The 24,835-nt window shown below is 61.5% G+C and carries 23 protein-coding genes and 1 tRNA gene; 12 read left to right on the top strand and 12 right to left on the bottom strand.

From position 1 onward, the window contains the following. Positions 1-101 precede the first annotated feature (101 nt). Positions 102-404: a hypothetical protein gene (locus NW863_RS00610; protein WP_414363837.1), complete on the top strand. Its 303-nt coding sequence runs from the start codon at positions 102-104 to the stop codon at positions 402-404. A 58-nt stretch (positions 405-462) separates the two neighbouring features. Here the strand turns inward: NW863_RS00610 and NW863_RS00605 are convergent, their stop codons facing one another. Beyond that, positions 463-903, bottom strand: coding sequence for a DUF1818 family protein (locus NW863_RS00605; protein ID WP_414363836.1), 441 nt, complete (start codon positions 901-903; stop codon positions 463-465). 9 nt (positions 904-912) lie between these two features. Here NW863_RS00605 and NW863_RS00600 point away from each other — a divergent pair, with 9 nt between their 5' ends. The 3 genes from NW863_RS00600 (at position 913) to NW863_RS00590 (ending at position 4,330) form a co-directional block, all read left to right on the top strand. After that, complete coding sequence (locus NW863_RS00600) at positions 913-2,598, top strand: SpoIID/LytB domain-containing protein (protein ID WP_414363835.1); 1,686 nt, start codon at positions 913-915, stop codon at positions 2,596-2,598. 152 nt (positions 2,599-2,750) lie between these two features. Beyond that, the gene (era, locus tag NW863_RS00595; RefSeq protein ID WP_414363839.1) at positions 2,751-3,653 is read left to right on the top strand and encodes a GTPase Era; all 903 of its coding nucleotides are present in this window, start codon (positions 2,751-2,753) and stop codon (positions 3,651-3,653) included. A 74-nt stretch (positions 3,654-3,727) separates the two neighbouring features. Then, complete coding sequence (locus NW863_RS00590) at positions 3,728-4,330, top strand: glutathione S-transferase family protein (protein WP_414363834.1); 603 nt, start codon at positions 3,728-3,730, stop codon at positions 4,328-4,330. Positions 4,331-4,508: 178 nt separating this feature from the next. Here the strand turns inward: NW863_RS00590 and smpB are convergent, their stop codons facing one another. Then, positions 4,509-4,973 (bottom strand): SsrA-binding protein SmpB, encoded by a 465-nt coding sequence (gene smpB / locus NW863_RS00585; RefSeq protein WP_414337930.1) that lies wholly within the window; start codon positions 4,971-4,973, stop codon positions 4,509-4,511. A 63-nt stretch (positions 4,974-5,036) separates the two neighbouring features. Next, on the bottom strand, positions 5,037-6,413 hold the full coding sequence (der, locus tag NW863_RS00580) for a ribosome biogenesis GTPase Der (RefSeq protein ID WP_414363833.1): 1,377 nt from the start codon (positions 6,411-6,413) through the stop codon (positions 5,037-5,039). Between the two features lie 163 nt (positions 6,414-6,576). Here der and NW863_RS00575 point away from each other — a divergent pair, with 163 nt between their 5' ends. Beyond that, the gene (locus NW863_RS00575) at positions 6,577-7,782 is read left to right on the top strand and encodes an aspartate aminotransferase (protein WP_414363832.1); all 1,206 of its coding nucleotides are present in this window, start codon (positions 6,577-6,579) and stop codon (positions 7,780-7,782) included. On the opposite strand, the gene NW863_RS00570 is transcribed toward NW863_RS00575, so the two are convergent. Further along, positions 7,779-8,987, bottom strand: a complete 1,209-nt coding sequence (locus NW863_RS00570; protein ID WP_414363831.1) for a Coenzyme F420 hydrogenase/dehydrogenase, beta subunit C-terminal domain — start codon at positions 8,985-8,987, stop codon at positions 7,779-7,781. The two genes, NW863_RS00575 and NW863_RS00570, sit on opposite strands and share 4 nt — an antisense overlap. Before the next feature lie 189 nt (positions 8,988-9,176). Beyond that, positions 9,177-9,809: a response regulator transcription factor gene (locus NW863_RS00565; protein WP_414363830.1), complete on the bottom strand. Its 633-nt coding sequence runs from the start codon at positions 9,807-9,809 to the stop codon at positions 9,177-9,179. Positions 9,810-10,323: 514 nt separating this feature from the next. Between NW863_RS00565 and NW863_RS00560 the strand changes: the two genes are divergently transcribed. After that, a complete protein-coding gene (locus NW863_RS00560; protein WP_414363829.1) occupies positions 10,324-12,375 on the top strand; it encodes a ribonuclease catalytic domain-containing protein in 2,052 nt (683 codons plus the stop codon). Between the two features lie 92 nt (positions 12,376-12,467). Next, positions 12,468-13,481 (top strand): phosphate ABC transporter substrate-binding protein, encoded by a 1,014-nt coding sequence (locus NW863_RS00555; protein WP_414363828.1) that lies wholly within the window; start codon positions 12,468-12,470, stop codon positions 13,479-13,481. 5 nt (positions 13,482-13,486) lie between these two features. Here NW863_RS00555 and NW863_RS00550 read toward each other — a convergent pair whose 3' ends face one another. Beyond that, entirely contained in the window at positions 13,487-14,608 is a 1,122-nt protein-coding gene (locus tag NW863_RS00550) for an LptF/LptG family permease (protein ID WP_414363827.1), read from the bottom strand. Between the two features lie 267 nt (positions 14,609-14,875). Between NW863_RS00550 and NW863_RS00545 the strand changes: the two genes are divergently transcribed. Continuing rightward, a complete protein-coding gene (locus tag NW863_RS00545; protein ID WP_414363826.1) occupies positions 14,876-16,333 on the top strand; it encodes a pyruvate kinase in 1,458 nt (485 codons plus the stop codon). A gap of 10 nt (positions 16,334-16,343) precedes the next feature. On the opposite strand, the gene lptB is transcribed toward NW863_RS00545, so the two are convergent. Both lptB and NW863_RS00535 read right to left on the bottom strand, forming a co-directional pair. Beyond that, on the bottom strand, positions 16,344-17,072 hold the full coding sequence (gene lptB / locus NW863_RS00540) for an LPS export ABC transporter ATP-binding protein (RefSeq protein ID WP_414363825.1): 729 nt from the start codon (positions 17,070-17,072) through the stop codon (positions 16,344-16,346). Positions 17,073-17,275: 203 nt separating this feature from the next. Further along, positions 17,276-17,800 (bottom strand): hypothetical protein, encoded by a 525-nt coding sequence (locus tag NW863_RS00535; RefSeq protein WP_414363824.1) that lies wholly within the window; start codon positions 17,798-17,800, stop codon positions 17,276-17,278. A 692-nt stretch (positions 17,801-18,492) separates the two neighbouring features. Here NW863_RS00535 and NW863_RS00530 point away from each other — a divergent pair. Next, positions 18,493-18,984 (top strand): pentapeptide repeat-containing protein, encoded by a 492-nt coding sequence (locus tag NW863_RS00530; RefSeq protein WP_414363823.1) that lies wholly within the window; start codon positions 18,493-18,495, stop codon positions 18,982-18,984. A gap of 90 nt (positions 18,985-19,074) precedes the next feature. On the opposite strand, the gene NW863_RS00525 is transcribed toward NW863_RS00530, so the two are convergent. Both NW863_RS00525 and NW863_RS00520 read right to left on the bottom strand, forming a co-directional pair. Further along, positions 19,075-19,155, bottom strand: a tRNA-Leu gene (locus tag NW863_RS00525). Positions 19,156-19,229: 74 nt separating this feature from the next. Beyond that, entirely contained in the window at positions 19,230-20,174 is a 945-nt protein-coding gene (locus tag NW863_RS00520) for a PLP-dependent cysteine synthase family protein (protein ID WP_414363822.1), read from the bottom strand. A 181-nt stretch (positions 20,175-20,355) separates the two neighbouring features. Between NW863_RS00520 and NW863_RS00515 the strand changes: the two genes are divergently transcribed. From NW863_RS00515 to NW863_RS00505, 3 genes are read left to right on the top strand one after another with little or no spacing between them, the layout of a single operon-like run. Then, positions 20,356-21,489: a cob(I)yrinic acid a,c-diamide adenosyltransferase gene (locus NW863_RS00515; protein WP_414363821.1), complete on the top strand. Its 1,134-nt coding sequence runs from the start codon at positions 20,356-20,358 to the stop codon at positions 21,487-21,489. A gap of 8 nt (positions 21,490-21,497) precedes the next feature. Beyond that, the gene (locus NW863_RS00510) at positions 21,498-22,247 is read left to right on the top strand and encodes a lysophospholipid acyltransferase family protein (protein ID WP_414363820.1); all 750 of its coding nucleotides are present in this window, start codon (positions 21,498-21,500) and stop codon (positions 22,245-22,247) included. Next, positions 22,235-23,023: an alpha/beta fold hydrolase gene (locus tag NW863_RS00505; protein WP_414363819.1), complete on the top strand. Its 789-nt coding sequence runs from the start codon at positions 22,235-22,237 to the stop codon at positions 23,021-23,023. The genes NW863_RS00510 and NW863_RS00505 overlap by 13 nt, the downstream gene beginning before the upstream one ends. Here the strand turns inward: NW863_RS00505 and NW863_RS00500 are convergent. Next, positions 23,001-23,726 carry an HAD-IA family hydrolase gene (locus tag NW863_RS00500; protein ID WP_414363818.1) on the bottom strand — a complete coding sequence of 242 codons (726 nt, stop codon included), beginning with the start codon at positions 23,724-23,726 and terminating at the stop codon, positions 23,001-23,003. The genes NW863_RS00505 and NW863_RS00500 overlap by 23 nt on opposite strands. Further along, positions 23,723-24,709, bottom strand: a complete 987-nt coding sequence (locus NW863_RS00495; protein WP_414363817.1) for a PhoH family protein — start codon at positions 24,707-24,709, stop codon at positions 23,723-23,725. Before NW863_RS00495 ends, NW863_RS00500 begins: the two co-directional genes overlap by 4 nt. Positions 24,710-24,835 lie beyond the last annotated feature (126 nt).

Genomic DNA, 24,835 nt, shown 5'->3' with positions numbered 1-24,835 from the left:
AGCAACTGGGGCAGAGGAAGAGACAAAAATCTCACCGTAAAGCGGATGGGGAAACCCCACCCGCCTGCGCGGTGGGGTAGTTCATAGACCTCTTCCTGGCTTTGGACAAAAAGCTGGAGGGCATCAACCGCAAGTTGGAAATCCAGGTGACGGAGATCAAAAGCGAGATCCGGCTGGTCAAAACCGATCTGGAAGCCAAGATTGACCTCACTCGCAACGAGCTGGAAGCCAAGATCGATCTCAGCCGTAGCAGCCTGGAAGTGAAAATCGCGGAGCTAAGCAGCAAAATGGATGGCTACAGCAAGCGGCTTGACCAACAGGAGTTCATCAGCCGCGGCGCGATCGTGGCCCTAGTGGTTGGGGTGGCCTCAGGGTTTATCAAGTATCTTTTCTTCAGCAATTGATTGGAGTTTGACCTGAGTTCCCTTGGGTTCCTCCCCAAAACCTGTAAGCGGCGGCGGGTCAGCACTCCTGGAATTGCTCGAGGGCACGGCACAGCTCCGGGACAACTTCTGCTGGCCAGAAACCTTCGCCGCGCCGGCCCTGGTGCAACTGGAGGTAGAGGCCCCAAGCGGTGGCGCTGCCGCTAGCAATCAACGTGAGGGCAGGAAAGGTCTGCTCCAGTGTAATGCTCTCCTCAGCCATCAATTGGGAGGCGACAGCTTCCATATCCTGCTGCAGACGATACACCCCCTGCACAAACGCTTGCCATTCTTCTAGGGTTAGCTCCAGCGCCCACGTTTCTCCCCCCACCAGGGCCACAAACGGGGAGCGCGCCGGATCCCAGCCCAGTCGCCAGCCGGATCCCTTGCGCAGAGGAGGAGGGGCATAGGAGAAAAAAGCATCCATACTAGGGTAGGCCAAAGAGATGCGGGTAGAATCAACGGGGTGCATGATCAGCATAAAGCGCCTATGCCCAGTTACCAGCCTCCCTTCCCCCAGCGCCGGCTCCCCTTGCCGGGTACGCTCATTTCTGGGTTGGGGGCGCTGCTTGCGGCTTTGGCGCTCCATGCTGCCGGAGGGGATCCTGGGGAGACTTGGGCGACGGTGGTTACCCCGCAAAACCCAGTTTTACATGTGGGCATCCTGCAGCACTTTGGCCGTTCCAACAAAGATCAAGTGGAGTTGGCAGCGCCAAGGGGGTCGCTGCTGACGCTGGAATTTGCCCAGGCCGACGGCAGCACCCAGAGGCAGCGCACTCCGCGAGTAACTGTTGGAATCGTCAACCGCGCCCTAGCCAGCCCGGAAACCGTGTACCGCCTTATCCTCAGCAGCCACAAAAGCTTCGAGAGCGCCGAGGCCAGTGCCAACTCTTGGGAATCTCTGGGCGTCCGCACTGAGATCGCCCAGCCCCAGGAATGGCAGGTGTGGGCCAGCCGCGCCTACACTCCCCAACAATTGATCCAGATTCAACAATATGCGCAAGCAAAAGAGATCCCCCAGGTGCGGCTGGAGGTGCAGGAGCGACGCGAACGGGCGGAGCTGAGCTGGGTGCATGAGCATTTTCGCTACCATCGCACTCGCCTGAGGGTGACCTCCGATGCCGGCTATCTGCGGGTGAACGACCGCTACTACGCCGGATCGATTACCCTTCAGCCCAATGCCTACGGCAGCTATACGGTGGTCAACGCTGTGCCCTTGGAAACCTATTTGCGGGGGGTGGTGCCCCATGAGGTGGGGCCAGGGGCTCCCTTTGCCGCCATGGCGGCCCAGGCCATCTTGGCGCGCACCTATGCTCTCAAGAACCTGCACCGCTTTCGGATCGACGATTACCAGCTCTGTGCCAACACCCACTGCCAGGTTTACAAGGGGCTGAGCGGCACCCACCCACGGGCTGATGAGGCGATTCGCCAGACCAGCGGCCTGGTGCTCACCTACAACGGCGAGCTGGTGGATGCCGTTTATTCTTCCACCAACGGCGGCATCTCGGCAGGTTTTGAAGAAGTTTGGGACGGGGAGCCGCGCCCCTACCTGCGCCCTCGCGCTGACATTGCCCACCAACCCGATCAGCTCTTTGATTTGCGGCAGGAGGGCGACTTGCAAGCCTTTCTGGCCCGACAGGAAGGTTTCAACGAAGCGGGGGTATCGCGCCTCTTCCGCTGGGAGTTCTCTCAGTCGCTGGAGGAGCTAGACGCCCAACTGCGGGCCGCTCAAGAGTACCTCGGGATCCCTCTTCCCGAGTGGACAACCATCCAGGGGCTGCACGTCCTGGAGCGCTCGGTCAGTGGTCGGGTGCAGGCGCTGCAAGTGGGCTTGCAGACGCCCCGAGGGCCCTACTCAATGGTTTTGCGCAAGGATCAAGTGCGCCTGGCTTTTCCCCGCTTGTACAGTACCCTGTTTCGCGTGGAACCCCTGAAACAGGGCGAGCGGCTGACAGGCTACCGCTTTATCGGCGGTGGCTTTGGTCACGGGGTGGGGCTGAGCCAGTACGGCGCCTACACCCTGGCGCGGCAGGGGTTTAACGCGGCGCAAATCCTCGCCTTTTACTACCCCGGTACCACCCTGGCTGAGCTGGGATCCCTCTCCCTGCAGTTGCCTGAGGCTTCGCTGGCCTTTGACAATAGCCAGGTGCAGTCCTTGTCCGGCTACCAGAGATAAGGGACACGATGGGAGGAGAGCAACAGGAACAAAGTGCCAGCCATCCCCCTCTTCGGGAGCCCTCTCGGCAGGGATTGGAGGCCGAGGCAGCCCAAGCGGGTGTAGAGGGGGAGCACAGTGGTATCAAAAGCGGGGAGCTGTCGGCCATCCCGATGGCGCCGCCGGGGTTTAAGTCGGGGTTTGTGGCGCTAATCGGGCGGCCCAATGTGGGCAAGTCCACCTTGATGAACGCTCTGGTGGGCCAGAAGATCGCCATCACCTCCCCCGTGGCCCAGACCACCCGCAACCGTCTGCGCGGGATCCTCTCTTTGCCGCAAGCCCAGATCATCTGGGTGGATACCCCTGGCATCCACAAGCCCCACCACCGCCTGGGGGAGATCTTGGTACACAACGCCCAGGCTGCCATTGGGAGCGTGGATGTCGTCCTCTTTGTGGTGGACGGCTCAGTGCCAGCAGGTCGCGGCGACGCCTTTATTGCTGAGCGGATCCCTGCTGCTACCCCCTGCATCCTTGTCTGCAACAAAGCCGATCTTGTGCCCAAAGAGGCGGCCACGCGCCAGGCTCACCAGGAGAGCTACCAAGCCCTGCGGCCCAACGCCCCTGTCGTCTGGGTGTCGGCGTTGGATCCCAGCAGTTTGGCGCCCCTCATCCAGGCCACCGTTGACCTGCTGCCTAGCGGCCCCTACTACTACCCGCCGGACTTGGTGACGGATCAGCCAGAGCGGTTCATTATGGCGGAGCTGATCCGCGAACAGGTGCTGCTGCATACCCGCGAGGAGGTGCCCCACTCGGTGGCCGTAACCATCGACCAGGTGGAAGAAACCCCCACCGTTACCCGTATCCTAGCCACCCTCTACGTGGAGCGGGACTCGCAAAAAGGGATCCTCATCGGCAAGGGGGGAGAGAGGCTCAAGCAGATCGGCCAGGCCGCCCGCCTCCAGATTCAAAAGCTGATTGCCGGCAAGGTATACCTGGAGCTGTTTGTCAAGGTGCGGCCCCACTGGCGGCGCTCCGAGCACCTGCTGCGCGACTTCGGCTACCGCATCGAGACGTAGGGGTCTTGGGTTGAGCGGAGCGGTGATTGCGGCTAATTATGGAGATGCAACGCTGCACGTGAAGGATAACGGCCATGCTGCGACTGTACGGGATCCCCACCTCCGGCAATTGCTACAAGGTGGAGCTGCTCCTCAGGCAGTTGGGGATCCCCTACGAGACGGTTGAAGTCAATTCTAGGGTCGGAGAAAATCGCCGCCCCGAGTACCTGGCCAAGAACCCTCTGGGCCAGATCCCGGCTTTGGAGCTGGAAGACGGCACGGTCTTGGCCGAGTCGGCGGCAATCTTGGTTTACTTAGCAGAAGACACCCCCCTCTACGGCCAAACGCGGCTGGAACGAGCCGAGATCTTGAAATGGCTGCTTTTTGAACAGACCCGCATTGCCCGCTACATTGCCACCACCCGCTTCCTGGTGCGGGCTGGACAAGCCGAGGCCCACGCCGAGCTGATTGCCCAGAACCTCAAATCCGGCACAGAGGCCTTGGAGATCATGGAGGGCCATTTGCAGGGGAAAGCGTTCTTCGTGGGCAACCGCTACACGATTGCAGATCTGGCCCTTTTTACCTACACCCACGTGGCGGAGCAGGGCGGCTTCGACCTCAAACCCTTCCCCAACATCCGCGCATGGTGTGAGCGGGTGAAAACCACCGACCGCTTCTTCCCCCTCCCTGGTGCCTAGAACTTGCTGGCGGCGGCTCCTTCCCTCCCCCTGCAGCCGACCGAGTTGGATTTTGCTTCCAAGCCTATCGGAGGGGAAAACTGGAAATCGCTGCAACGAAGGGCTCCAGCGGCATTTGGGATCGCCTAGGCTGCCCCGCTGGCCACCCCATTGGAAGCTGCCGGAAGCTTGGCGGGCCTTAGCGCCCCTTGAGCTCTCGCTGGATCTCTCGCTGGGTTTGCCGCTCTTTAATGGCCTGCCGCTTGTCGTGGAGCTTCTTGCCGCGGGCCACGCCCAGATGCGCTTTGATCCAGCCGCGGTTAAGCACCAGCCTCAGGGGAACCACAGTCAGGCCCTTTTGCTCCACCAAGCCCCGCAGACGGTCGATCTCGCGGCGGTGCAACAGCAGCTTGCGGCGGCGGGTGGGATCGTGGTTGAACACCTTGCTGGCGGTGCCATGGGGGGAGATGTGCAGGTTGTGCAGCCAGGCCTCGCCATCGCGAAAGAGGGCAAAGGCGTCTTGGAGATTGGCTTTGCCGGCTCGGATTGACTTGACCTCTGTGCCGGTTAGCTGGAGCCCGGCTTCGTAGGTCTCCAAGATCTCGTACTCAAAGCGGGCGCGACGGTTTTCCACCAGGGTTTTGACGTTGGGATCCACAGCCATAGGCCTTGTTTGCGGTTTGCTTAACAGAAAAAAGCTGTTCTGGTGTCTTGCCGCTGTGGAGTCCTAGGGGGAGGCCAGGGATCCCTCTAATTTTTGCACTGCCCGTCCCACGAGGCGCTCGGCTTTGCCGCGCCAACGAAAGCGAATGGGGGTGCCTGTGAAGTCGAGGTTTTGCCGGAAGTGCTTTTCCAAGTAGCGGCGGTAGTTCTCTTTGAAGAGATCGGGATCGTTGACAAACAGGAGAAAGGTGGGAGGCCGCTCCGCCACTTGGGTGCCGTAGTAGATTTTGCCCTGCTTGCCTTGGCGGTTAGCGGGGGGCGATTGCCAGGCAAGGGCATCCTGGAGCACCTCGTTAACCACAGAGGTGGGGATGCGTTTGCGATGGGCGGCTACCGCCGTGTTGACCTCGGCAAAAATCTTGTGGGTGCGCTGCCCCGTGAGGGCGCTGACAAACAACAGGGGTGCCCAGTCGATAAAGTAAAGCCGCTCACGGATCTCGCGGGTGTACTCGTTGATGGTGTAGGTATCTTTGTTTTCCACCGCATCCCACTTGTTGACGACGATAATGCAGGCGCGGCCTTCTTCTTCAATGCGGCCAGCTAACCGCTGATCCTGCTCGGTTACCCCCTCCAGGGCGTCAATGACCAGCAGCACCACATCCGAGCGCTGGATGGCTTTGAAGGCACGGTTGATGCTGAAAAACTCCACCCCATATTCCACCCGGCTTTTCCTGCGGATCCCGGCGGTGTCGATGAGACGATAGCTCTGCCCCTCCCACTCCACCAGGGTGTCGATGGCATCGCGGGTGGTGCCAGCAATGGGGCTGACAATGGCCCGCTGGGATCCCACCAGGCGGTTGAGTAGGCTGGACTTGCCTACGTTGGGCCGGCCGACAATGGCCACGGCGATGGGATCCGCTGCTGCTGCAGCTTCGTCTACCTCAGGCAAATGGGGCAGTACCGCCTCCAGTACCTCTGCCACTCCGTTGCCGTGGATGGCGGAACAGGGGATCGGCTCCCCCAGCCCCAACTCCCAAAAAGCCGCCGCCTGGGCCAGGCCCAGTTGCCCCGACTCGCACTTGTTGACGGCCACCACCACCGGCAGGGGTTGTTTGCGCAGCCAATCGGCCACTTCCCGATCGGCGGGGGTCAGTCCCTCACGGCCATCTACCACAAAGATCACAGCGTGCGCCTCCGCCATCGCCGCCATGGCCTGCTGGCGGATGTGGGGCAAGAACTCGCTGTCGTCGCCAAAGACCAGGCCGCCGGTATCCACCACCTGCAGGCGACGCCCGTTCCACTCCACCTCTTGGTAGAGGCGATCCCGCGTGATGCCCGGCTCATCGTGGACAATGGCCGAACGCACCCCCGCCAGGCGGTTGACGAGGGTGGACTTGCCCACGTTGGGGCGACCCACAACGGCCACAAGGGGTAAAGCCACTGCTCTGCCTTGCCACAAAACCGAACTTAGATTTCTATCCTAGCCTTTGGGATCCCGGATACCCAAGCTCGGCCCTGCTTCGCATTGCTTCAGGTGCGGGTCTGGCGGTAAGCTGTGCAGTTAACCCCAAGTGAGCCAGGTGTCGGCTTGCCTTTCTATTTGTATGAACCGCGCTCTCGTCCCCGCCCAACGCTTGAACAAGCTGCCTGCCTACGTCTTCGCCCGCTTGGATGAGCTGAAGGCCCGCGCCCGCCAGCAGGGGCTAGATTTAATCGATCTGGGCATGGGCAACCCCGATGGGCCCACCCCCCAGCCGGTGGTGGAAGCGGCCCAGGCGGCCATCGCCGATCCCGTCCACCACGGCTACCCACCCTTCGAGGGCACGGCCAGCTTCCGCCAGGCAATTGCTGAGTGGTACTGGCGCCGCTATGGAGTGGAGCTGGATCCCAATGGGGAGGTGCTGCCTCTTTTGGGATCCAAAGAGGGCCTGACCCACCTGGCCTTGGCCTATGTGGATCCGGGGGATCTGGTGCTGGTGCCCAGCCCCGCCTACCCGGCCCATTTTCGCGGGCCCATGATTGCCGGCGGGCAGATCTACCCGCTGCTGCTGCGCCCCGAGAAGGGGTGGCTCATTGACCTGCAGGAGATCCCGCCGGAGGTGGCCAAGCAGGCGCGGGTGCTCTACTTCAACTACCCCAACAACCCAACGGCGGCGGTGGCGCCCCGCTCTTTTTTTGAAGAAGTGGTGGCCTTTGCCCACCGCTATGAGCTCATTCTGGTGCACGACCTGTGCTACGCGGAGCTGGCCTTTGACGGCTATCGGCCCACCAGCCTGCTGCAGATCCCCGGCGCCAAGGACTTGGCCGTGGAGTTCCACACCCTCTCCAAAACCTACAACATGGCTGGCTGGCGGGTGGGCTTTGTGGTGGGCAACCGCCAGATCATCCAGAGCCTGCGCACCCTGAAAACCAACCTCGACTACGGCATTTTTGGCGCACTGCAGAAGGCGGCCGAGACGGCTTTGGCCCTGCCAGAGAGCTACCTACAGCAGGTGCAGGAGCGCTACCGCCGCCGGCGCGACTATCTCATTAGCCGCCTGGCGGAGCTGGGCTGGCAGATTGAGCCGCCGCGGGCAACAATGTACCTCTGGATCCCGACCCCCCGCGCTGCCGACGGCACTCCCGAGGGATCGACAGAGTTTGCCCTGCGGGTGCTGGAATCTACGGGCGTGGTCGTAACCCCTGGCAGCGCCTTTGGGGAAGGGGGGGAAGGCTATGTGCGAATTAGCCTGATTGCCGATTGCCAGCGCTTGGGCCAGGCCATCGACCGCTGGGCGGAAGCCGGGATCCGCTACCTCACCTCCAGCTAGGGAGAGGGGAGTTGGTACTGCTCTACGATGCGCCGGGCAAAGGGAGGGACATGCTGCTCCAGCTTATGGGGGTAGTGGCGGCGCAGGTAGAGATAGTTGCGGACAAAGTGGGAATCAATGGAAAAGCGGGCATATTCCAGGCCACGGGGCCCAAAGCGCTGGATTGCTGCCCCCAGGATCCGAGCCAGCCACATGGGCAAGCTCAGAGCCTGCTCGTAGGCTTGGATCCCCTGCTGCACTGCTGCTCGCCGGGATCCCTGCGAGATCACCGGTTGGGTTTCCAGCTCTTCCCAAACCAGATCCAAGAGCTCCCGCCCGCGCGGGTTGCGCACCAGCAGCCACTGCCAGCCAAAGGGGGATCCCATGTAGCCCACCACCAGATCTGCCAGGCCGTTGACGTAGTCGAAACAGGTAAGGCAAGAGGGGGCAAATACGTCCTTGAGTTCTTTGGTCTTGAGGCCAAAAAAAGGCACCTTTTCCACCGAGCCGTCTTCGTGTTTGAAGTGGATGTGGAAGTCCTGCATGAATTCGTAGTGCACCACCGTCTGCGGGGAGCGGCTGGTGGTTTCCAAAAACTTCTGCAGGCCGGCGCGGCTGACATTGTCCACACAGGGCGTGCCCAGCACGTAAAGCCTCTCTAGGCCCAGCTTTTTCTCCACCGCCCGCAAAGCCTGGATCTGACAGCCCACCCCGATAACCAAGAGGCGCTTGAGGCCACTTTGCTCCACCTGCTCCAGCACGGAGAGATTGGGCGATAGCGTTGGCTTGTTAACCCGCGCCGCCAAGACCGCCTCCGGGGTACGCGCCAAGACAGGCCGTGGCTGAAAGCGGTCCTGGGGATCCGCCTGCACGCACACCACCCCTTCTACTAGGCCGCTGCTGAGGGCCTTCATGCCGATGCTGCTGACGATGCCCGTCCACTGGGCACCGGGGATTGGATCCCGCCTGCGGGCCGTGTACATTGCCTCGTAGACGCCGAAGTAGTCGCTGTCGCTGACGGCAGCCGACTCGGAGCGCAGCGACTCTCGGGATTGCCCGTGGGTTTGCTCTTCCAGGTGGGTAAACTGCTGGTTTAAGAAGGCACAGGCTTCTTTGACGTAGGCGACATAGCGGGTATCGCAGAGGCCGCACTGGCTGCACAGCTCTTTGGCCGGATAGTGGCCGGAGCGGATGGGTCGGGCCGGACGCGGGGAACGGGATCCCATGGGTTCTAGACCGTAGTGGACAGAGGCACCCTGACCGGTTACCTCACTTTCTTCAGTTTGCTGCCAAAACGACAGACAAGGGCAGAAAAGTTGAGGGATCCCCCCTCCTCCTGGCCACCTTCACCGCTGCCCAGTGAGGCCCACAGCTTGCCCACCCCACTGGACAGCAGAAGTTCTCTCGGCGGCCCCTCAGCCCCTGCCCAAACCACTTTCGAGGGCCCAGCGGGCCAGCTCGGTGCGGTTGTGCAAGCCAGTTTTGGCCAGCATGTTGCTGACATGGCTTTCGACGGTGCGCTGGCTCACCCCCATCACCTCGGCAATCTCGCGGTTGGACATCCCTCTAGCCACATGCTGGAGCACCTTGGTTTCCGTGGGGGTCAGCTCAATTTCCCGATCCAGCTTGATGACCGGCTGAATGCCGACACTTCGCATTTGCAACAGGCGCTCCGTGTGCTTGAGAACCGACTCCACCTGGGCCACCAGCTCTTCCGCTTCAAAGGGCTTGACCAGGTAAACATCTGCCCCCGTGTTGAGCCCGCGCACCCGATCGGCTGTTTGCCCGCGCGCCGACAAAAAAATCACCGGGATCCAGTCCGTCGCGCTGTTGGAGCGAATGGTCTGGACGAACGTGTAGCCATCCATCTCCGGCATCATCACATCGCAGATGATCAAATCCGGAGTGAAATGGCGCATCGCCTCTAACCCTTCTTGACCGTTGCTCGCCGCCACCACCTCGTAACCGCGAAACTCCAGGTAGTCCTTTACCAGCAGGATCAGGTTGGGATCGTCATCGACAAGCAACAGTCGCTTTGGGTTGTCCACGGCTGACCTTTTGAGCGCTAGAAGGGGGAAAAAGCACAGCTTTCCTTCCCTAACTTTGTCTAGGGAAAAGAAACCACAATGGGTGCCCTCTTATGGCACACCCCTAGCTTAACTAAGTAGCAGCCTGGGGTAACTGTATCCTACCCTCAGAGCCCAGAATACCATATGGAAGTGGAAACTGCATGCTTGAGAAATGCTGGCAACAGTATCTCTACGCAATTTAAGGATCCCGGTTGGTAACTTGATCCTAGAAACTTGTCAGAACTTGCCCCTCCCTTGGAAGCGCGGTGTGGAATACGTAACCATACTCTACCGGAAGGCCTGTATCCCGTAGGTGTCTTATGTACACATAGTACCGTATACCCATATTCTCCTTAGGTATTTATCTGCAAAGATTGCCAGTTCTCGTGTCTGCGTGTCTTCTGGCCGGGGTTTCCGCGTGGGCAGGCGGGCAGAGCTGGTGGAAAATGGAAGAAAGCCTGCACTTCAACAACAGCCGACATGGGGAGAAAGGGTGGAAAAGGGCACACTGGTGGAGTTTCGCCACAATAACGACCGTGTGTTGGCCGTAGTTCAGGGCACCGAGGGCAAAAAGAACCTACTGCTGGGCGTAGCGTCGGGGCAGGTGCACAGCGTTCACCCTCGCCAAATTACCTTTGCCTTGAACGGCAATTCCAGCTTTACGGTGGCGGATATCCCGGGCTTTTGGCAGGCGGTGCAGGCGAAGTTGGATCCCGAAAGTTTGGCTTTGGCCTGGGAATTGGTTCAGGAGGAGCGCCGGCCCCTGAGCCTGTCGGAGATGGCCCAGTTGTTGTTTTCCGACGATTCCCCGGTCTCTACTTATGCTGCTTACCGCCTTTTGAGTGAGGATTTCATCTACTTTAAGGCAAAGGGGGAAGGCTACGAGCCGCGTACCCCGGCGCAGGTGAAGGAAATCCGCCATCAAATTGCCGTCACCCAGCAGCGGCAGCAGGAACAGGCCGAGTTTGAGGCCCGCCTAAGGGCAGCGGTGGCCCAGCCTGGGCAAAAGTACACTTGGACCCCAGCGGAGCGAGCCCGTCTGGAGCTGCTGGAGCGCCTAGCTTTGCAGGGAGCGGCGGCCAGCATTCGCAGCCACGAGGATCTCTCCCACAACCTTACCCCCTCGGATCGGGAGCGGGCCTCGCAACTGCTGCAACTGATGGGATTTCCCGACACTCCCCAAGGAGCCTTTGACGCCCTGGTAGCCCTGGGCCTGTGGAGCCGCCACGAGAACCTGGCTCTGCGCCTCACCGGGATCCCCACCCAATTTCCCAAGGAGGTGGAGCGCTACACCCAAACTTTGCTGGGCGGCCCTCCTCCCTTCCTGGATCCCCACCTGCGCCGCGATCTCACCCATCTCCACACCTACACCATCGACGACGCCAGCACCCGCGATATCGACGATGCCCTCAGCGTCGAGTTTTGGTCGGATGAGGAGATCAAGCTCTGGATCCACATTGCCGATCCCAGTTGCTGGGTACAGTGGGGGGATCCTTTGGATCTGGAGGCCCGCCGGCGGGGCACCAGCGTCTATCTGCCCGAGCGGGTGATCCCGATGTTTCCACCGGAGCTGTCCACCGGCCTGATGAGCTTGGTGCAGGGGGAGGTGCGGCCTGCCCTCAGCTTCGGCATCCGGCTGGGATGCGACGGTGCCGTGCGGGACTACGAGATCTGCCTTAGCCAAATCCAGGTCAACTACCGCCTCACCTATGACGATGCCGACGAGATGCTGGAGTTGGGGGCAGAGGCACAACTGACGGCCATTGCCCGGGCCGCTCGCTGGCGCTACGCCTGGCGCCTGGCTCAAGGGGCCATCCAGATCGGCCTGCCGGAGCAAGATATCAAGGTCATGGACGAGATCCCCCACCTGCGTGTTATTGAGGATACGCCGGCGCGGCAGATGGTGGCGGAGATGATGGTGCTGGCCGGTGAGGTGGCTGCTCGCTTTGCTTGCCAAAACAGGATCCCGGTGCCCTATCGCCTGCAGCCGGCCCCTGAGCTCCCCCCGCCGGAGGTTTTGGATCTGTATCCCCAGGGGCCGGTGAGATCCTTTGCCATCATGCGCTGTCTATCGCGGGCAGAGGTGGCCACCCAACCGGGGCGACATACGGGGTTGGGTCTCGATGCCTACTGTCAGGTAACTTCCCCCATTCGCCGCTACCTGGATCTGGTGGCCCACTACCAGATCAAGGCCTTTTTGCGGGGGGATCCCTTGCCCTTGACCGAAGCCGAGGTGCAGCAGTTGTTGCTGGCCATCGAGCCAGGCACTGCAGAAGCGGTTCAAGTGGAGCGCAAATCCAAGCGCTACTGGAGCATCGAGTACCTGCGCCAGCGGCCGGGGCAGATTTGGCGGGCCTTGGTCTTGGGCTATCTGCGGGAGCAGGAAAACCTCGTCATGGCTCTGCTGGAGGAGATTGCCTTTCGGGTGCCGGTGCGCCTAGAACGCCAGGTTCCTCTGGCGGCTTGGATTGAACTGGAAGTCGTGCAGGCGGATCCCCGCGCGGATGTGATCGAGCTGCGCGAGGTGGGACGGGATGCCCCTTAACCTGACGCTTACCCAATCTCCCCAGGCAATTGATACAACGGAAGGGGAAGGTCTCATAATGTCCGGACTGCGAATTTCTCTGAGGGGATCCCATGACTGCACAAAGCTCTGGCCCGCCTCCGATTGTTTACATTCTTTTGCTGGCGATACTGGGGGGAGGCGGCTGGTATGCCTATCGCTCCGGCCTATTTGACTCTTTCCTGAATCGAGGGAACGTGCCTTCTGTCCCCAGCCAGATTCCGGCTGCCCAGCCACAGGCACCGACGGCACCCAACCTTCCCCAGGCGCAAGCTCCCAATCTGCCTGCCGGCCCGGTTAAGCTGGACACTTCCCTGCCCAACCCGGCGGTGCTGCAGATGGATGGCAGCGTCACCATGGTTCGCCTTGTCTTGGCCTTGAAGTCAGGCTACAGCCAGCGCAACCCCGGCATTCCCCTCACCTACGGGATCCCCGATGGCAAACCCAACGGCTCCAATGCCGGCCTCAAGGCCCTCATGGAAGGCCGCATCCAGATGGCCGCCAGCTCCCGCCCCCTCAATGCCAGCGAAGTGCAGGCCGGTTTGCAGGCGATCCCGGTGGCCAAAGATGCCCTGGCGGTGGCGGTGGGGGTGAACAACCCCTACAAAGGCGGCCTGACGCTGCAGCAATTGGCCGATATCTTCCAGGGTCGGATCACCAACTGGAGTCAGGTGGGCGGCCCGGATCGCCCAATTCGCGTTCTCAACCGCGCCCCCCAGAGCGGCACCTACACTGTCTTCCAAGAGCTGGTGTTACTGGGGCTGCCCTTTGCCCCCGACAACCCGCCCTACTTCACCACCGCCACTGAAGATGTCACCACTCCCCTTCTGCGGGCTTTGGGAGAAGACGGCATCACCTACAGCACTGTGGATCAGGTGCAGAACCAGCAAACGGTGAGGATGGTGCCCATCGACGGCCAGATGCCCACTCGCGAGGCCATTCAAAGTGGCCGCTACCCTTTGGCCCGCAACGTGTTTTTGGTGGTGCCGCCAAAAACCAGCCCCGTGGTGGCTGACTTCATCAACTACGCCCTCTCCGACCAAGGCCAACAAATTATTGGCCGCACCGAGTTCATCCCGCTGCGCTAGCTAGCCTAGCGATTGGCTCGGTAAAGCAGTCCCAGTCCCACTGCGGAGCAGATGAAGTTGGGCAACCAAGCTGCCACCTCCGGCCCCAGCGTCCCGATCTGCCCCAGCGCCTGGCTGACAAACAGCAGCACGTAGTAGGCGAAGATAATCAGCACGCTGAGGCCCAGGCCCAGAGAAGAACTGGTGCGCTGGGGGCGCAGGCCCAGAGGCGCCCCGATCAAGGTGAAGGCCAGACAGGCAAAGGGAATGGCGTACTTTTGGCTGAGGTTGACCTGGAGGCGGCGTACCCGCTGCAGATCCCCTGAGCTGGCGATGACCTCAATGTAGCGGCGCAGCTCTTGAATGTTCATCTCCTCGGGGCTGCGAACCTCCTGGGCCAAATCCAGCGGCGCCCGCGACAGACGCAGCTCCTGCCGAGCAAAGGTGGCGATGTTGCTGTAGGTGCCGTCGGGCGAAACGAGGTAGGTGGTGCCCTCTTCAAACACCCAGAGGTTCTCCTGGGGATCCCAGCGCCCCCGTTGCGCCAGGAGAATTTGGCTGAGAGCCTCGTTGGAAAAATCGAGGACAATGACGCCGCGCATCTGCTGGCCATCGAAGCTGCGGGCATAGAACTGACGGGTTAGCCCTTGCCGGCGGGAAAAACTGCCGTCCGGCTCGGGCGTAAGGATCTCGCCAAACTCTTGGTAAAGGATGTTCTCGCGGCGAAAGTCCGGATCCCGGTTCAAAGCACGGTTTAAAGTCAGGGCCGCCTGGCGGTTGCTCACCGGCACCACCAGCTCGTTGAAGAGAAACGTTAACGTCGTCACCAAGAGGCTGAGGAGGAGAGCAGGCACCACCAGACGGTAGAGGCTCACGCCGCAGGCGCGCAGGGCAGTGATCTCGTTATCAGCAGACAGGCGCCCATAGGCCAGCAGTGTTGCCAGCAACATGGACATGGGGAACGTCAGGACGATGATCCCCGGTGCCCGCAACACAAACACTTGCAACGCTGCCGAAAGGGACAGCCCCGCCTCTACCACCAGGCGCACCAGCTCAAACAGGGATCCCACTGCCATCACCAGGGTGGTAAACGTCCCCACCCCAAACAGAAAAGGCAGCAGCATCTCCGAGACGACGTAGCGATCCATCAGGCCTACCGCACAGACGAGGGAGAGCCTGGGGCAGGACTGCTCAACCGAATAAGGAGTGGGGGGAGAAGAGAGTTTCACGCAGCCCAAGGAAGTAGTAGCTAGGACAGCCAGCCCTTCGGGAGAGCCGAAGGCTGTTAACGACTCTAGACTGGAACGTTGGGGAACGAAAGGTTGATTGCCCCCCTAGATCGACCTATGATTGTGCAAAAGTGTGCTCAGAATTAGCCTTGGGCCTGGCCGGTTATTTCTGCAAAATCTCCGAGCATGGCTCCTGCTCTCCCCAATCTCAAAGGCTTGCTGGAAAGACTCCTGGAGCTGCGCCGGCAAGTGGTCGAGGGATCCCAGACCTACCTGGCCGCTTGGGGCTGTTCTGCAGATCCTCCTGCAGCCCTCTGCAACCTGGCGCGCTACCTGGCGCTGCGCCAACACGATCTGCGCAACCTGCAATTGGAGCTGGCTGCTGTGGGGCTGTCCTCGCTGGGACGGTGTGAATCGCGGGTTTTGGAGAGCCTGGATGCGGTGATTGCCATTTTGGCAGCCACGCAGGGCCTAAGCCACAAGGGGCCCAGCTATGAGGAGTTTTACGCTGGAGACATGGCGCTGGAGCAGCACACTGCGGTTCTCTTTGGCCCTCCCTCCGCCCACCGCCGCGCCCGCATCATGGTAACCCTGCCCGGCGAAGCTGCCGAGCAGCCAGAGCTGCTGCTGCAACTGTTGCAGCGGGGCATGGATGTAGCGCGAATCAACTGCGCCCACGACGATCCCTCGGGGTGGGAGAAAATGGTGGCCCACTTGCGCTGGGCCGAAGCCCAGACCCAACGGCGCTGCAAGATTTTGTTCGACCTGGCCGGCCCCAAGATCCGCACTGGCCCGGTGGCCATGCCCCCCGGCAAAGCCAAGGTGTACTGCGGGGATCGCATCCTGCTCACGGCAGCCATGCCGCCGGTCAACTCTGACATCTCCTGCCAGGTGGCTTGCACTCTGCCGGAGGTTTTGGCAAACCTGCAGGTGGGAGCAACTGTTTGGATCGACGACGGCAAGATTGGTGCCCGCGTCGTGGGGATCGAGCCGGCGGGCGTGGTGCTGGAGGTGGACAAAGTTGCTCCCCAGGGCAAGAAGTTGCGAGCCGAAAAAGGCCTCAACTTTCCCGACAGCCAGCTCCCGATCCAGCCCCTGACCGAGAAAGACCGCCAAGACCTGGACTTTGTGGTGCAGTATGCCGACCTGGTGGGCTATTCCTTTGTCCAGCAGCCGGCGGATTTGCAGGTGCTGTTTGCTGAGCTGGAGCGGTGCCAGGCTCGGCCTGACTTGGGGTTAATCCTGAAAATCGAGACCCGACAAGCGGTGAAAAACCTGCCGGCTCTCATTGCGACGGCTGCTAATAGGCCGCTGGGGGTGATGATTGCCCGGGGAGATCTGGCTGTGGAGATGGGCTGGCTGCGCTTGGGCGAGATCCAGGAGGAACTGCTGTGGATCTGTGAGGCCGCCCATGTGCCCGTGGTGTGGGCTACGCAGGTGCTGGATCAGCTCACCAAAGAGGGCCTGCCCTCGCGGCCTGAGCTTTCCGATGCGGTGATGTCTGCCCGCGCCGAGTGCGTCATGCTCAATAAGGGCCCCTATCTCCTGGAGGCGGTTGCCCTTCTGGATGAGCTGCTGGCTCGGATGCAAGCCCACCAGCACAAGAAAAGCCAACGCCTGCGGGCTTTGTATTCCTGGCAGTAGAGGAAGCTCGTTAGAGGCGGAACTTATCCCCCAGGTAATACTTGCGCACCAAGGGATCCGCCGCCAGCTCTGCTGCCGTGCCCTTGGCCAGGATGGCCCCATCGTTGAGAATGTAGGCCCGGTCGGTGATCTCCAGCGTCTCCCGCACGTTGTGGTCAGTAATCAAAACACCGATGCCCCGCTGCTTAAGTTTGGCCACCACCTCCTGGATATCTGCCACTGCGATGGGATCCACCCCCGCAAAGGGCTCATCCAGCAGCAGGAATTTTGGCCCGTGGATCCCGGCAGCCAGAGCGCGGGCAATTTCGGCGCGGCGCCGTTCTCCCCCCGACACCTGCAAGCCCAAACTGTGGGCCACATGGGCAATGCGGAACTCCTCCAGCAGGTGGTTGAGTCGCTGCTGCCAGAGGCGGCGAGGCACCCCCGTCTGCTCCATGATCAACAGCAGGTTGTCTTGAATGCTGAGGCGACGAAAGATGCTGGGCTCCTGGGCCAAGTAGCCGATCCCCAAGCGGGCGCGGCGATGCATCGGCAGATGGGTAATATCTTGGTCATCCAGCCAGACATGGCCACGGTTGGGCTGGATCAGGCCGGTCATGATGTAAAAGGTGGTGGTTTTCCCCGCCCCATTGGGCCCCAGCAGCCCCACAACCTCTCCCTGCTGAATGTGCAAGCTGACGTCGCTCACCACCTCACGGCGGCCATAGCGCTTACAGATGTTTTCCAGTCGAATCTGCATAGGATCGGCACAGGGTTGCTGTTCAATGCTGACTAATTTTGGAGGGCTAGTTCCACAGAGGCTTCTCTCCCAAGGCTGACCCGAACTCGACCCCTGATCTAGAGGGGGACGAGCAGAAATGAACTACCCCACCGCGTAGGCGGGTGGGGTTTCCTCACCCGCTTGAAAGCAGAGCTTTTGTCTCTTCTTCTGCCCCAGTTGCTTCATGGATCCCGTGTACCGGGCGCCGACAACATCCGCTCCCAAAACTCCAGCTGCTCATGAGCCGGCGAGAAGGCCAGGCCGCCCAATTCCCACAACCGCTGCAGCGTCTGGCCGCAGTGGACGTGGAACAGACAGCGCACCACCCAACCCTTTAGCCGTACTCTCGCCTGAGGTTCGAGCCACAGCGCCGGGTGCTCGCGGTCATAAAACAAGCAGGGCTCTCCCCAACCCCACAGCTGCGGTGGTGGAGGATCGCTGCGGGCAAAACCATAGAGGGTAACTTTCAGGTTCAGATCCGTCTCACCAGGGTCGTAGTGCCGCCCCAGCTGGTGCAGCAGGTAAGCCAGGCAAAGCAGGGCTTCGCTGCGGCGGTCAAATTCAATACAGACGTTCTCCAGACCAAACTGCTGCCCGGGCCGGCGCGCTTGCAGGTGTCGTAGCGCCTGCGCAGCCCGCTCCTTGTCGTCATAAGCCACGACCGGCAGCCAAGTCTGGGGCGAGGTGTAGCGTACCAGAAGAACCAAAGGTAGAGGGCGATCTAGGGGCATGGAAACTTCGGTTTCCGTGCATCGGCGGCTCCTAAAGCATAACCCACCGCCGCCACGCCGCGGATATATTGCGCCAACCACAGGGCCAACAGAGGATCCAGGTGTTGACCACCTGCATGGGAATTGGGAGGATCTTCCGATATGGTTGCCGGACGCCGCAACTGCTCGCGCTGCACCCGGATGGGATCCCTGGCCTTTCCCATGCTCCGCTGTCCAGCTTGCCATTGGCTCAACCTCGACTCCGATCGTCGCTGTCGCCGCTGCCGTTGCTTCCTGCGTTGTCGCCCTCTCCCCTCCTGGGACAGCTTGCCCGTCGCCCGGCCCAGCTCGAGGAAAGGCAAGCCGAACCATCCTCTTCGGCTGGCAATCCGCTGGGATTGTGTCTTGGCTGCCTCGGCGATACTTTCGGTTTTGCTGGGACTGGGGCAACTGTCTTGGCATTGGGTGGAGCCGCTGCTGCAAGATCCTCCCCCGCCCGGCGATAGCCCACCAGCTCTAGGGCGATAAGGCCACAACGTCATCGCAGCTTGAGGGAATTTGTCAATGCGGGAGCCCAGGCAAACCTGTGGAGTGGTCGAAGCCGACGGATGCCACTATCATGTGACCAACGCAGAACAACCCCGCTCTGCCGGATTGTCTCAGTCAACCTTTCATGAGGCTTGATTACCATGAATTTCCATCTCAAAGCTGCCGCCGTTTTAGCGCTACTGACCACAGCAGCCGTGGCCTCCACTGCCGCCGCCACAACCCCCAACGCCTGCTTCTTGCGCTATCTTATCGCTTCGCGAACCTGTCCCAACTGCCGGCTGGGATCCCTCGAGCTGAGCAACCTCGATCTGGCAGAGGCTAACTTCCAGGGTGCCGACCTGATCGAGGCCAACCTGGAGCGCACCATCCTCACTGGCGCCGATCTCAGCCAGTCCTACTTGGTGGGAGCCAATCTGCGGCGCGCCCAGTTGCGTGGCGCCGACCTCAGCGGTGCCTACCTGGAGGGAGCGGACCTGCGGGGTGCCGATTTGCGGGGGGCCGATCTCTCCTCCGCCTCCCTCTACGGCGCCGACTTGCGCGGGGCCGATCTGCGCGATGCCAATCTGACTGGGGCTGACCTGAGCTTTGCCCGCACCTGGGGCACACGCCTGCAGGGCGCCGTTCGGGAATAGCGCAAAAGGCCGAGATCAATTCTCGGCTGGCTCGCCCCTGCCCACTTCCCCTCTCTTGCTCCGGGAGAGGGGTCGGGGGTGAGGGCCCAGTGCGGATGGCGAGACTCGAACTCGCAAGGCAAAGCCACACGCCCCTCAAACGTGCGCGTATACCAATTCCGCCACATCCGCATTCTAGGTTTAACCATCATAGCGGCAGAAGGGCGGAGCTGTTAAGAGGAGGGGCCATTGCAGTACGGGCGAGTTTAGTCTTCTGTCCAAAACCGCTCGGAGAGATACTTGTCGGCCCCATCGCAGAAGATGGTAACCACCACCCCTGCCGAGAGCTGACGCGCCACCTGCAGGGCAGCCACCACATTGGCGCCGGCGGAGATGCCGACCAGCAGGCCCTCCTCCCGAGCCAGGCGTTTTACCATCTTTTGGGCCGCCTCGGTGGAGACCTCGACGTGCCGATCCGGCAGGGTGGGATCGTAGATCTCCGGCTTAAGGGCAGTGGCCATGTGCTTGAGGCCTTCGAGGCCGTGGAAGGGGGAGTCGGGCTGCATGGCGATGATCTGGATATCAGAGCGGTACTCCCGCAGGCGCCGCCCTACCCCCATACAGGTGCCGCTGGTGCCCAGGCCGGCCACGAAGTGGGTGACCTGCCCCTGGGTTTGCTCCCAGATCTCCACCCCTGTGGTCTCGTAGTGGGCCTGCCAGTTGGCGGGGTTGCTGTACTGGTCAGGATAGAAGTAGAGATCGGGGTTTTCGGCGTAGAGGGCGCGGGCTTTCTCGATGGCCCCATCGGAGCCAAGGGCTGGATCCGTGAGCACCAAGTCCACCCCATAGGCAGCGAGGATCTTCTTGCGCTCTGGACTGGCGTTGGCCGGCAGGGCCAGCTTCACCTTGTACCCCAAAGCTGCCCCTATCCAGGCATAGGCGATGCCCGTGTTGCCGCTGGTGGCATCCAGGATGATCTTGCCAGGCCTCAGCTTGCCCTCGCGTTCGCCAGTGCGAATCATGTTCAGGGCCGGGCGATCCTTGACCGAGCCGCCGGGGTTGTACCACTCTGCTTTGCCATACACTCGCACCGATGGCGGCAGTTCAGCAGTAACCCGCCGTAAGCGAATGAGGGGCGTGCCGCCCACCAGCTCAATAGGGCTATCAACCGCAGGGGGCAAGGGGCGAGAAGAAAACACAGTCGGGTACAAGGGGGATCCCTCGCTAGATGGGCACTGGGCTGGACAACCATTGCTCATCTTATCCCGGTGTTGATCGGCTCTTGCCGGCTTTTTCTGGCCCTTCTCCGCGCTTTCCCGAAAACCTCTGGCTAGACTTTAAGATGGGGGTAGAGAAGCACGAGTTCTGGACAGCGGCGTGATGCGGAGGGGCATGGCAGAAGTCGGCATTGTAACCGCGCAACAGTTTGACCGCCGACGAGGCCAGATCCACGTTTACGATGGCGAGGGCAAGGGCAAGTCCCAGGCGGCGTTGGGAGTTGTGCTGCGCTCCATTGGCTTGGGAATCGAAAATGCGGCCCCCAGCCGGGTGTTGCTGGTGCGGTTTCTCAAGGGGCCGGGCCGCACTTATGCGGAGGACGCGGCGATTGCCGCTCTGCAGCGGGGCTTCCCCCACCTCATTGATCAACTGCGCACGGGGCGAGGAGAGTTCTTTGGCCCCGACGAGATCACCAAGTTTGACCGTCAGGAGGCCCGCCGCGGCTGGGATGTGGCCAAGGGGGCGCTGGCGTCTGGATTTTACTCGGTGGTGGTGCTGGACGAGCTGAACCCGGTGCTGGATCTGGGCCTACTGCCGGTGGATGAGGTCGTCAGCACCCTCAAGCAAAAGCCAGAGGAGATGGAAGTTATCATCACCGGGCGGGGCGCCCCCAAGGAAATTATCGACCTGGCCGATCTGCACTCAGAAATGCGCAGCGTCCGTCGGGCGACGGATCCCCAGAATGGCCAGCCCCCCCTCAGCGGCATTGAGATTTACACCGGCAACGGCAAGGGCAAGTCCACCAGCGCTCTGGGACGGGCTCTGCAGGCTATTGGGCGTGGCATCAGCAAGGATCTCTCCCACCGGGTGTTGATCATGCAGTGGCTCAAAGGGGGGACGGGCTACACGGAAGATGCGGCCATTCGGGCCTTGCGGGAGAGCTACCCTGATCTAGTGGATCACCAGCGCTGCGGCCGCGATGCCATTGTCTGGCGGGGCAAGCAGCAGGAAATCGATTATGTAGAGGCAGAGCGAGGCTGGGAGTTGGCACGGGCGGCCATTGCCTCCGGGCTTTACAAAACCATCATTCTGGATGAGCTCAACCCCACGGTGGATCTGGAGCTATTGGACGTGGAGCCGATTGTTGAGGCTTTGCTGCGCAAGCCGCGCGACACGGAGATCATCATCACAGGGCGCTGCCATGCTCCTTTGCCCTACTTTGAGCTGGCCTCTGTCCATTCGGAAATGGTGAGCCACAAGCACTATGCCGAGCAAGGCGCGGATCTGCGGCGCGGGGTGGACTATTGAGCAAGAGAATGGAATCCTTGACAGCGCCTATGCAGGTCAGTGGCTTCCCAGATGCGAGGGCAGTGGCCCAGTTGCTACTTGCTCTTTTCCAGACGGAGGTGTGGGTGGAGGGCAAGGAGCGGGTTCCCCAAGGCCCGCTGCTGGTGGTGAGCAACCATCGCAGCTTTTTGGATGCGCCGGTGCTGATCGCGGGGCTGGATCGACCAATTCGTTTTGCCTGCCACTACTATCTATCCCAGGTGCCCCTCTTGCGGGAGATCGCCTTGGCGCTGGGGTGTATCCCCCTCCAGCAGGGATCCTGGCCGCAGATCCACTTTTTTCGCCAGGCTCAGGCCACGTTGGCAGCGGGCGGAGGGGTGGGAATTTTCCCGGAAGGGGCAGACCAGATTACCCGCGAGACCTCACCCCAGGAGGTGGGACGGTTCCAGCCGGGCTTTGCCCATCTGGCCTTGGCTGCCAAGGTGGATCCTCTGCCAATCCTGCCGGTGGCCTTGTGGGCCCAGGAAGAGTGGCGGGGGATGGATATTCCCATGGCTTTTTTCCGCTGGTTTGATCCCAGCGAGCCCAGGTTTCAGCAGCAAGGAGGGCACCCGGTGGTGATCTATCGCCGGGTGGTGCTCAAGGTGGGATCCCCTCTCTGGGTGAGGGGAGAAGGGCGCTATACCTGCCGCCAGGAGAGGCTGCAGCTAATTCAGGAGTTAACGGCAGCCGCCCGCGAACAGGTGCGCTTGGGGTTGGCAAGGAGATGGAAAAATTGAAGGGTAAGCCCACCGCCTCTATTCCAAGCCACCAGAAGCGGCCCCCGCTGTTCTATTTGCCGGGTATGGATGGCACAGGCCAATTGTTTTACCGGCAGGCACAGGCTCTGCAAGCCGAGTTTCACGTCCGCCCTTTGAGCCTAAACCACCCCGAAGCGGGAAATAGCTGGGAGAGCCTGGCCGATTGGGTGGGATCCCAACTGGAAGAGGGGGCCTATCTGTGCGGCGAATCCTTTGGGGCCTGTCTGGCGTTGGCCGTTGCCGCCCAGCAGCCGGAGCGCTGTCGTGGCCTCATCTTGGTCAACCCGGCCTCATCCCTGCGGCGCCGGCCCTGGTGGTGGGCGGGCCATGTTCTCCTGCCCTTTTTGCCGCCAGCGCTCTACCACCAGATGGCGGAGCGGGGGCTGGGATTTTTGGCGGAGCTAAGCCAAATGGAGCCGCCGGATTGGGAGCGGTTGCGCCAGGCCGTACACAGCGTTGCTCCCGAGGTGGCTGCCCAGCGCCTGGCCTTGCTGGGATCCTTTGTTGTGGAAGAGCTGCCCCTGGAGTCGATGAGGCTGCCAACCCTGCTGGTGGCGGGGGGGCGGGATCGCCTCCTACCCTCGGTGCAGGAGGTGCAGCGTTTGGCGGAGCGACTGCCCCAGGCTCAGGTGGAGATCTCGCCTTTGAGCGGTCATGCCTGCCTTCTGGAGCGGCAGATGAACCTGCGGCGCTACTTGCTCAAGCCCGATGGGGTTTTTGCCCCGCTACTGCTTAATTCCGCTCCAGCGCATTGAGCAGGGGGAGGGATCCCCACAAGTTTTCGATTCGCTCTTGGCAGGCGCTATCTTTCCCTTCTCGATCCAGCCAAAGGGCTCTCAAGCCTGCTGCCTTGGCCCCTTGGTAGTCTTCGCGGTAGCTGTCGCCAATGTGCCAGGCAGCGGCAGGCGGGATCCCTTGGGTCTCTAGGGCAGCTTGGAAGATGCGGGGATCGGGCTTGGCATGGCCCACCTGGGTGGAGAGGGTGAGGCTGGAAAAATAGCCCTCCAACTGCAGTGCCTGCAGCACCTTGGGCAGGCGGCTGTCGAAGTTGGAGATCACCCCCAGCCGGATCCCTTCCCCCTGGAGGGCCTGGAGAACCGGCAGCGTCTCCGGATACAGTTCCCAGGGATCCGCCCCGGCAAAATACTCGAAAAGGCGGGCAAAAAACGCCTCAAACCGTTCCTCCCCAAAAGCAGCCAGGGATCCCACCCCTGCAAAAGTCTGGCGCACCACCTGCCGCCACCAGGCCCGCTCCCAAGCCAGCAAAGAGGATCCCAACAGACCGGCACAGGCTGGCGGCGGAGCGCTGGCAAAAGCTTGGGCAAAGGCGCGATCCAGCGCCTGCGGATCCACCGATACCCCATACGCTGCTGCCACCTGGCTGTAGGCCTGGCCGACGCTGCCCCGCACCCGAAACAGCGTGCCCACGGCATCGAAGAAGATTACCCTCGGCCTCACTGCTGGCTCTCGTAGCGGGCGTAGGCATCCACAATCCGCTGCACCAGGGGGTGGCGTACCACATCCCGCTGGTCAAAGTAGCAAAAGGCAACTCCCTCCACCCCGGCCAGGATGCGCTCCGCAGCCGCTAGGCCCGACAGGCGATGTTTGCCCAGATCCGTTTGGGTGAGATCCCCGGTAACCACCATGCGCGACCGAAACCCCAGGCGGGTGAGCGCCATCTTCATCTGCTCCGGGGTGGTGTTCTGGGCTTCGTCCAGAATGATGAAAGCATTGCTCAGGGTGCGACCGCGCATGTAGGCCAGCGGCACCACCTCGATCACCCCTTGTTCCATCAACTGGGGCAGTTTGGCCGGATCGATAAACTCAAACAGAGCATCGTAGAGGGGCCGTAGATAGGGATCCACCTTCTCTACCAGATCCCCAGGCAAGAACCCCAGCTTCTCCCCTGCTTCCACCGCAGGGCGAGTGAGGATCAGGCGCTCATACTCGCGGTTTTGCAAGGCCGTGATGGCCACGACGGCAGCTAGATAGGTTTTGCCGGTGCCCGCCGGCCCAATGCCGAAGCAAAGGTCGTGAGCTCGGATGGCTCGCACGTACTCCTGTTGACGGGGCGTCTTGGGCCGGATCAGCTCTCCCTTGCGGGTGCGGGCCAGAACACTTACCTGCGCCTGATGATAGGCGTCAGCTTCTTGGTTAGAGAGGGCGCGAAAGGCTTGTTCGGCATCGATCACAGTAACAGGGTGTCCAGTTTGCCAAAGCGGTCTCAGCAATTCTAGCCACTGCCGCACCTGCTGCCGCTGTTGAGGTGTGCCCCTTAGGTACAGGTCTTGTCCTCGCAGCGTTACCGAGGCGCCGCTACAGCGGCTGATCCACTTCAGGTTGGCCTCCTGCACGCCCGCCAGAGACATAGCCTGCCGCGGATCCAACAAAGAGATGATCTCCAGATCGGTGGGAGCGGAAGAAGTCGAGTTGTTGTGCATGCCGTGGGCGCTGCGCGCCCTAAAACCTGTGATGGCGATTCTATCAAAACTGCCGGACAGCACGCTTCGGCCTCTGGACAACCGTTGCAAACCCCCCAGACTGACTTCAGGAAGCTGAACAAAGAG

It is taken from the genome of Synechococcus sp. B60.1, from assembly GCF_047462555.1.
In the GTDB taxonomy this organism is placed as follows: domain Bacteria; phylum Cyanobacteriota; class Cyanobacteriia; order Thermostichales; family Thermostichaceae; genus Thermostichus.
The sequence above is the reverse complement of the archived record's forward strand: the minus strand, read 5'-3'. Positions and strand labels throughout refer to the sequence as shown.

Excerpts from the sequence above, each read along its gene's own strand:
- NW863_RS00505 (WP_414363819.1), top strand. The coding sequence starts at position 22,235 with ATGGAAAAATTGAAGGGTAAGCCCACCGCCTCTATTCCAAGCCACCAG.
- NW863_RS00570 (WP_414363831.1), bottom strand. The coding sequence starts at position 8,987 with ATGGGATCCCGTTCCCCGCGTCCGGCCCGACCCATCCGCTCCGGCCAC.
- NW863_RS00515 (WP_414363821.1), top strand. The coding sequence starts at position 20,356 with ATGGCAGAAGTCGGCATTGTAACCGCGCAACAGTTTGACCGCCGACGA.
- NW863_RS00545 (WP_414363826.1), top strand. The coding sequence starts at position 14,876 with ATGGCTCCTGCTCTCCCCAATCTCAAAGGCTTGCTGGAAAGACTCCTG.
- NW863_RS00510 (WP_414363820.1), top strand. The coding sequence starts at position 21,498 with ATGGAATCCTTGACAGCGCCTATGCAGGTCAGTGGCTTCCCAGATGCG.
- NW863_RS00530 (WP_414363823.1), top strand. The coding sequence starts at position 18,493 with ATGAATTTCCATCTCAAAGCTGCCGCCGTTTTAGCGCTACTGACCACA.
- NW863_RS00600 (WP_414363835.1), top strand. The coding sequence starts at position 913 with ATGCCCAGTTACCAGCCTCCCTTCCCCCAGCGCCGGCTCCCCTTGCCG.
- NW863_RS00555 (WP_414363828.1), top strand. The coding sequence starts at position 12,468 with ATGACTGCACAAAGCTCTGGCCCGCCTCCGATTGTTTACATTCTTTTG.
- smpB (WP_414337930.1), bottom strand. The coding sequence starts at position 4,973 with ATGGCTGTGGATCCCAACGTCAAAACCCTGGTGGAAAACCGTCGCGCC.
- NW863_RS00550 (WP_414363827.1), bottom strand. The coding sequence starts at position 14,608 with ATGGATCGCTACGTCGTCTCGGAGATGCTGCTGCCTTTTCTGTTTGGG.
- NW863_RS00590 (WP_414363834.1), top strand. The coding sequence starts at position 3,728 with ATGCTGCGACTGTACGGGATCCCCACCTCCGGCAATTGCTACAAGGTG.
- NW863_RS00495 (WP_414363817.1), bottom strand. The coding sequence starts at position 24,709 with ATGCACAACAACTCGACTTCTTCCGCTCCCACCGATCTGGAGATCATC.
- NW863_RS00605 (WP_414363836.1), bottom strand. The coding sequence starts at position 903 with ATGCTGATCATGCACCCCGTTGATTCTACCCGCATCTCTTTGGCCTAC.
- era (WP_414363839.1), top strand. The coding sequence starts at position 2,751 with ATGGCGCCGCCGGGGTTTAAGTCGGGGTTTGTGGCGCTAATCGGGCGG.
- lptB (WP_414363825.1), bottom strand. The coding sequence starts at position 17,072 with ATGCAGATTCGACTGGAAAACATCTGTAAGCGCTATGGCCGCCGTGAG.
- NW863_RS00575 (WP_414363832.1), top strand. The coding sequence starts at position 6,577 with ATGAACCGCGCTCTCGTCCCCGCCCAACGCTTGAACAAGCTGCCTGCC.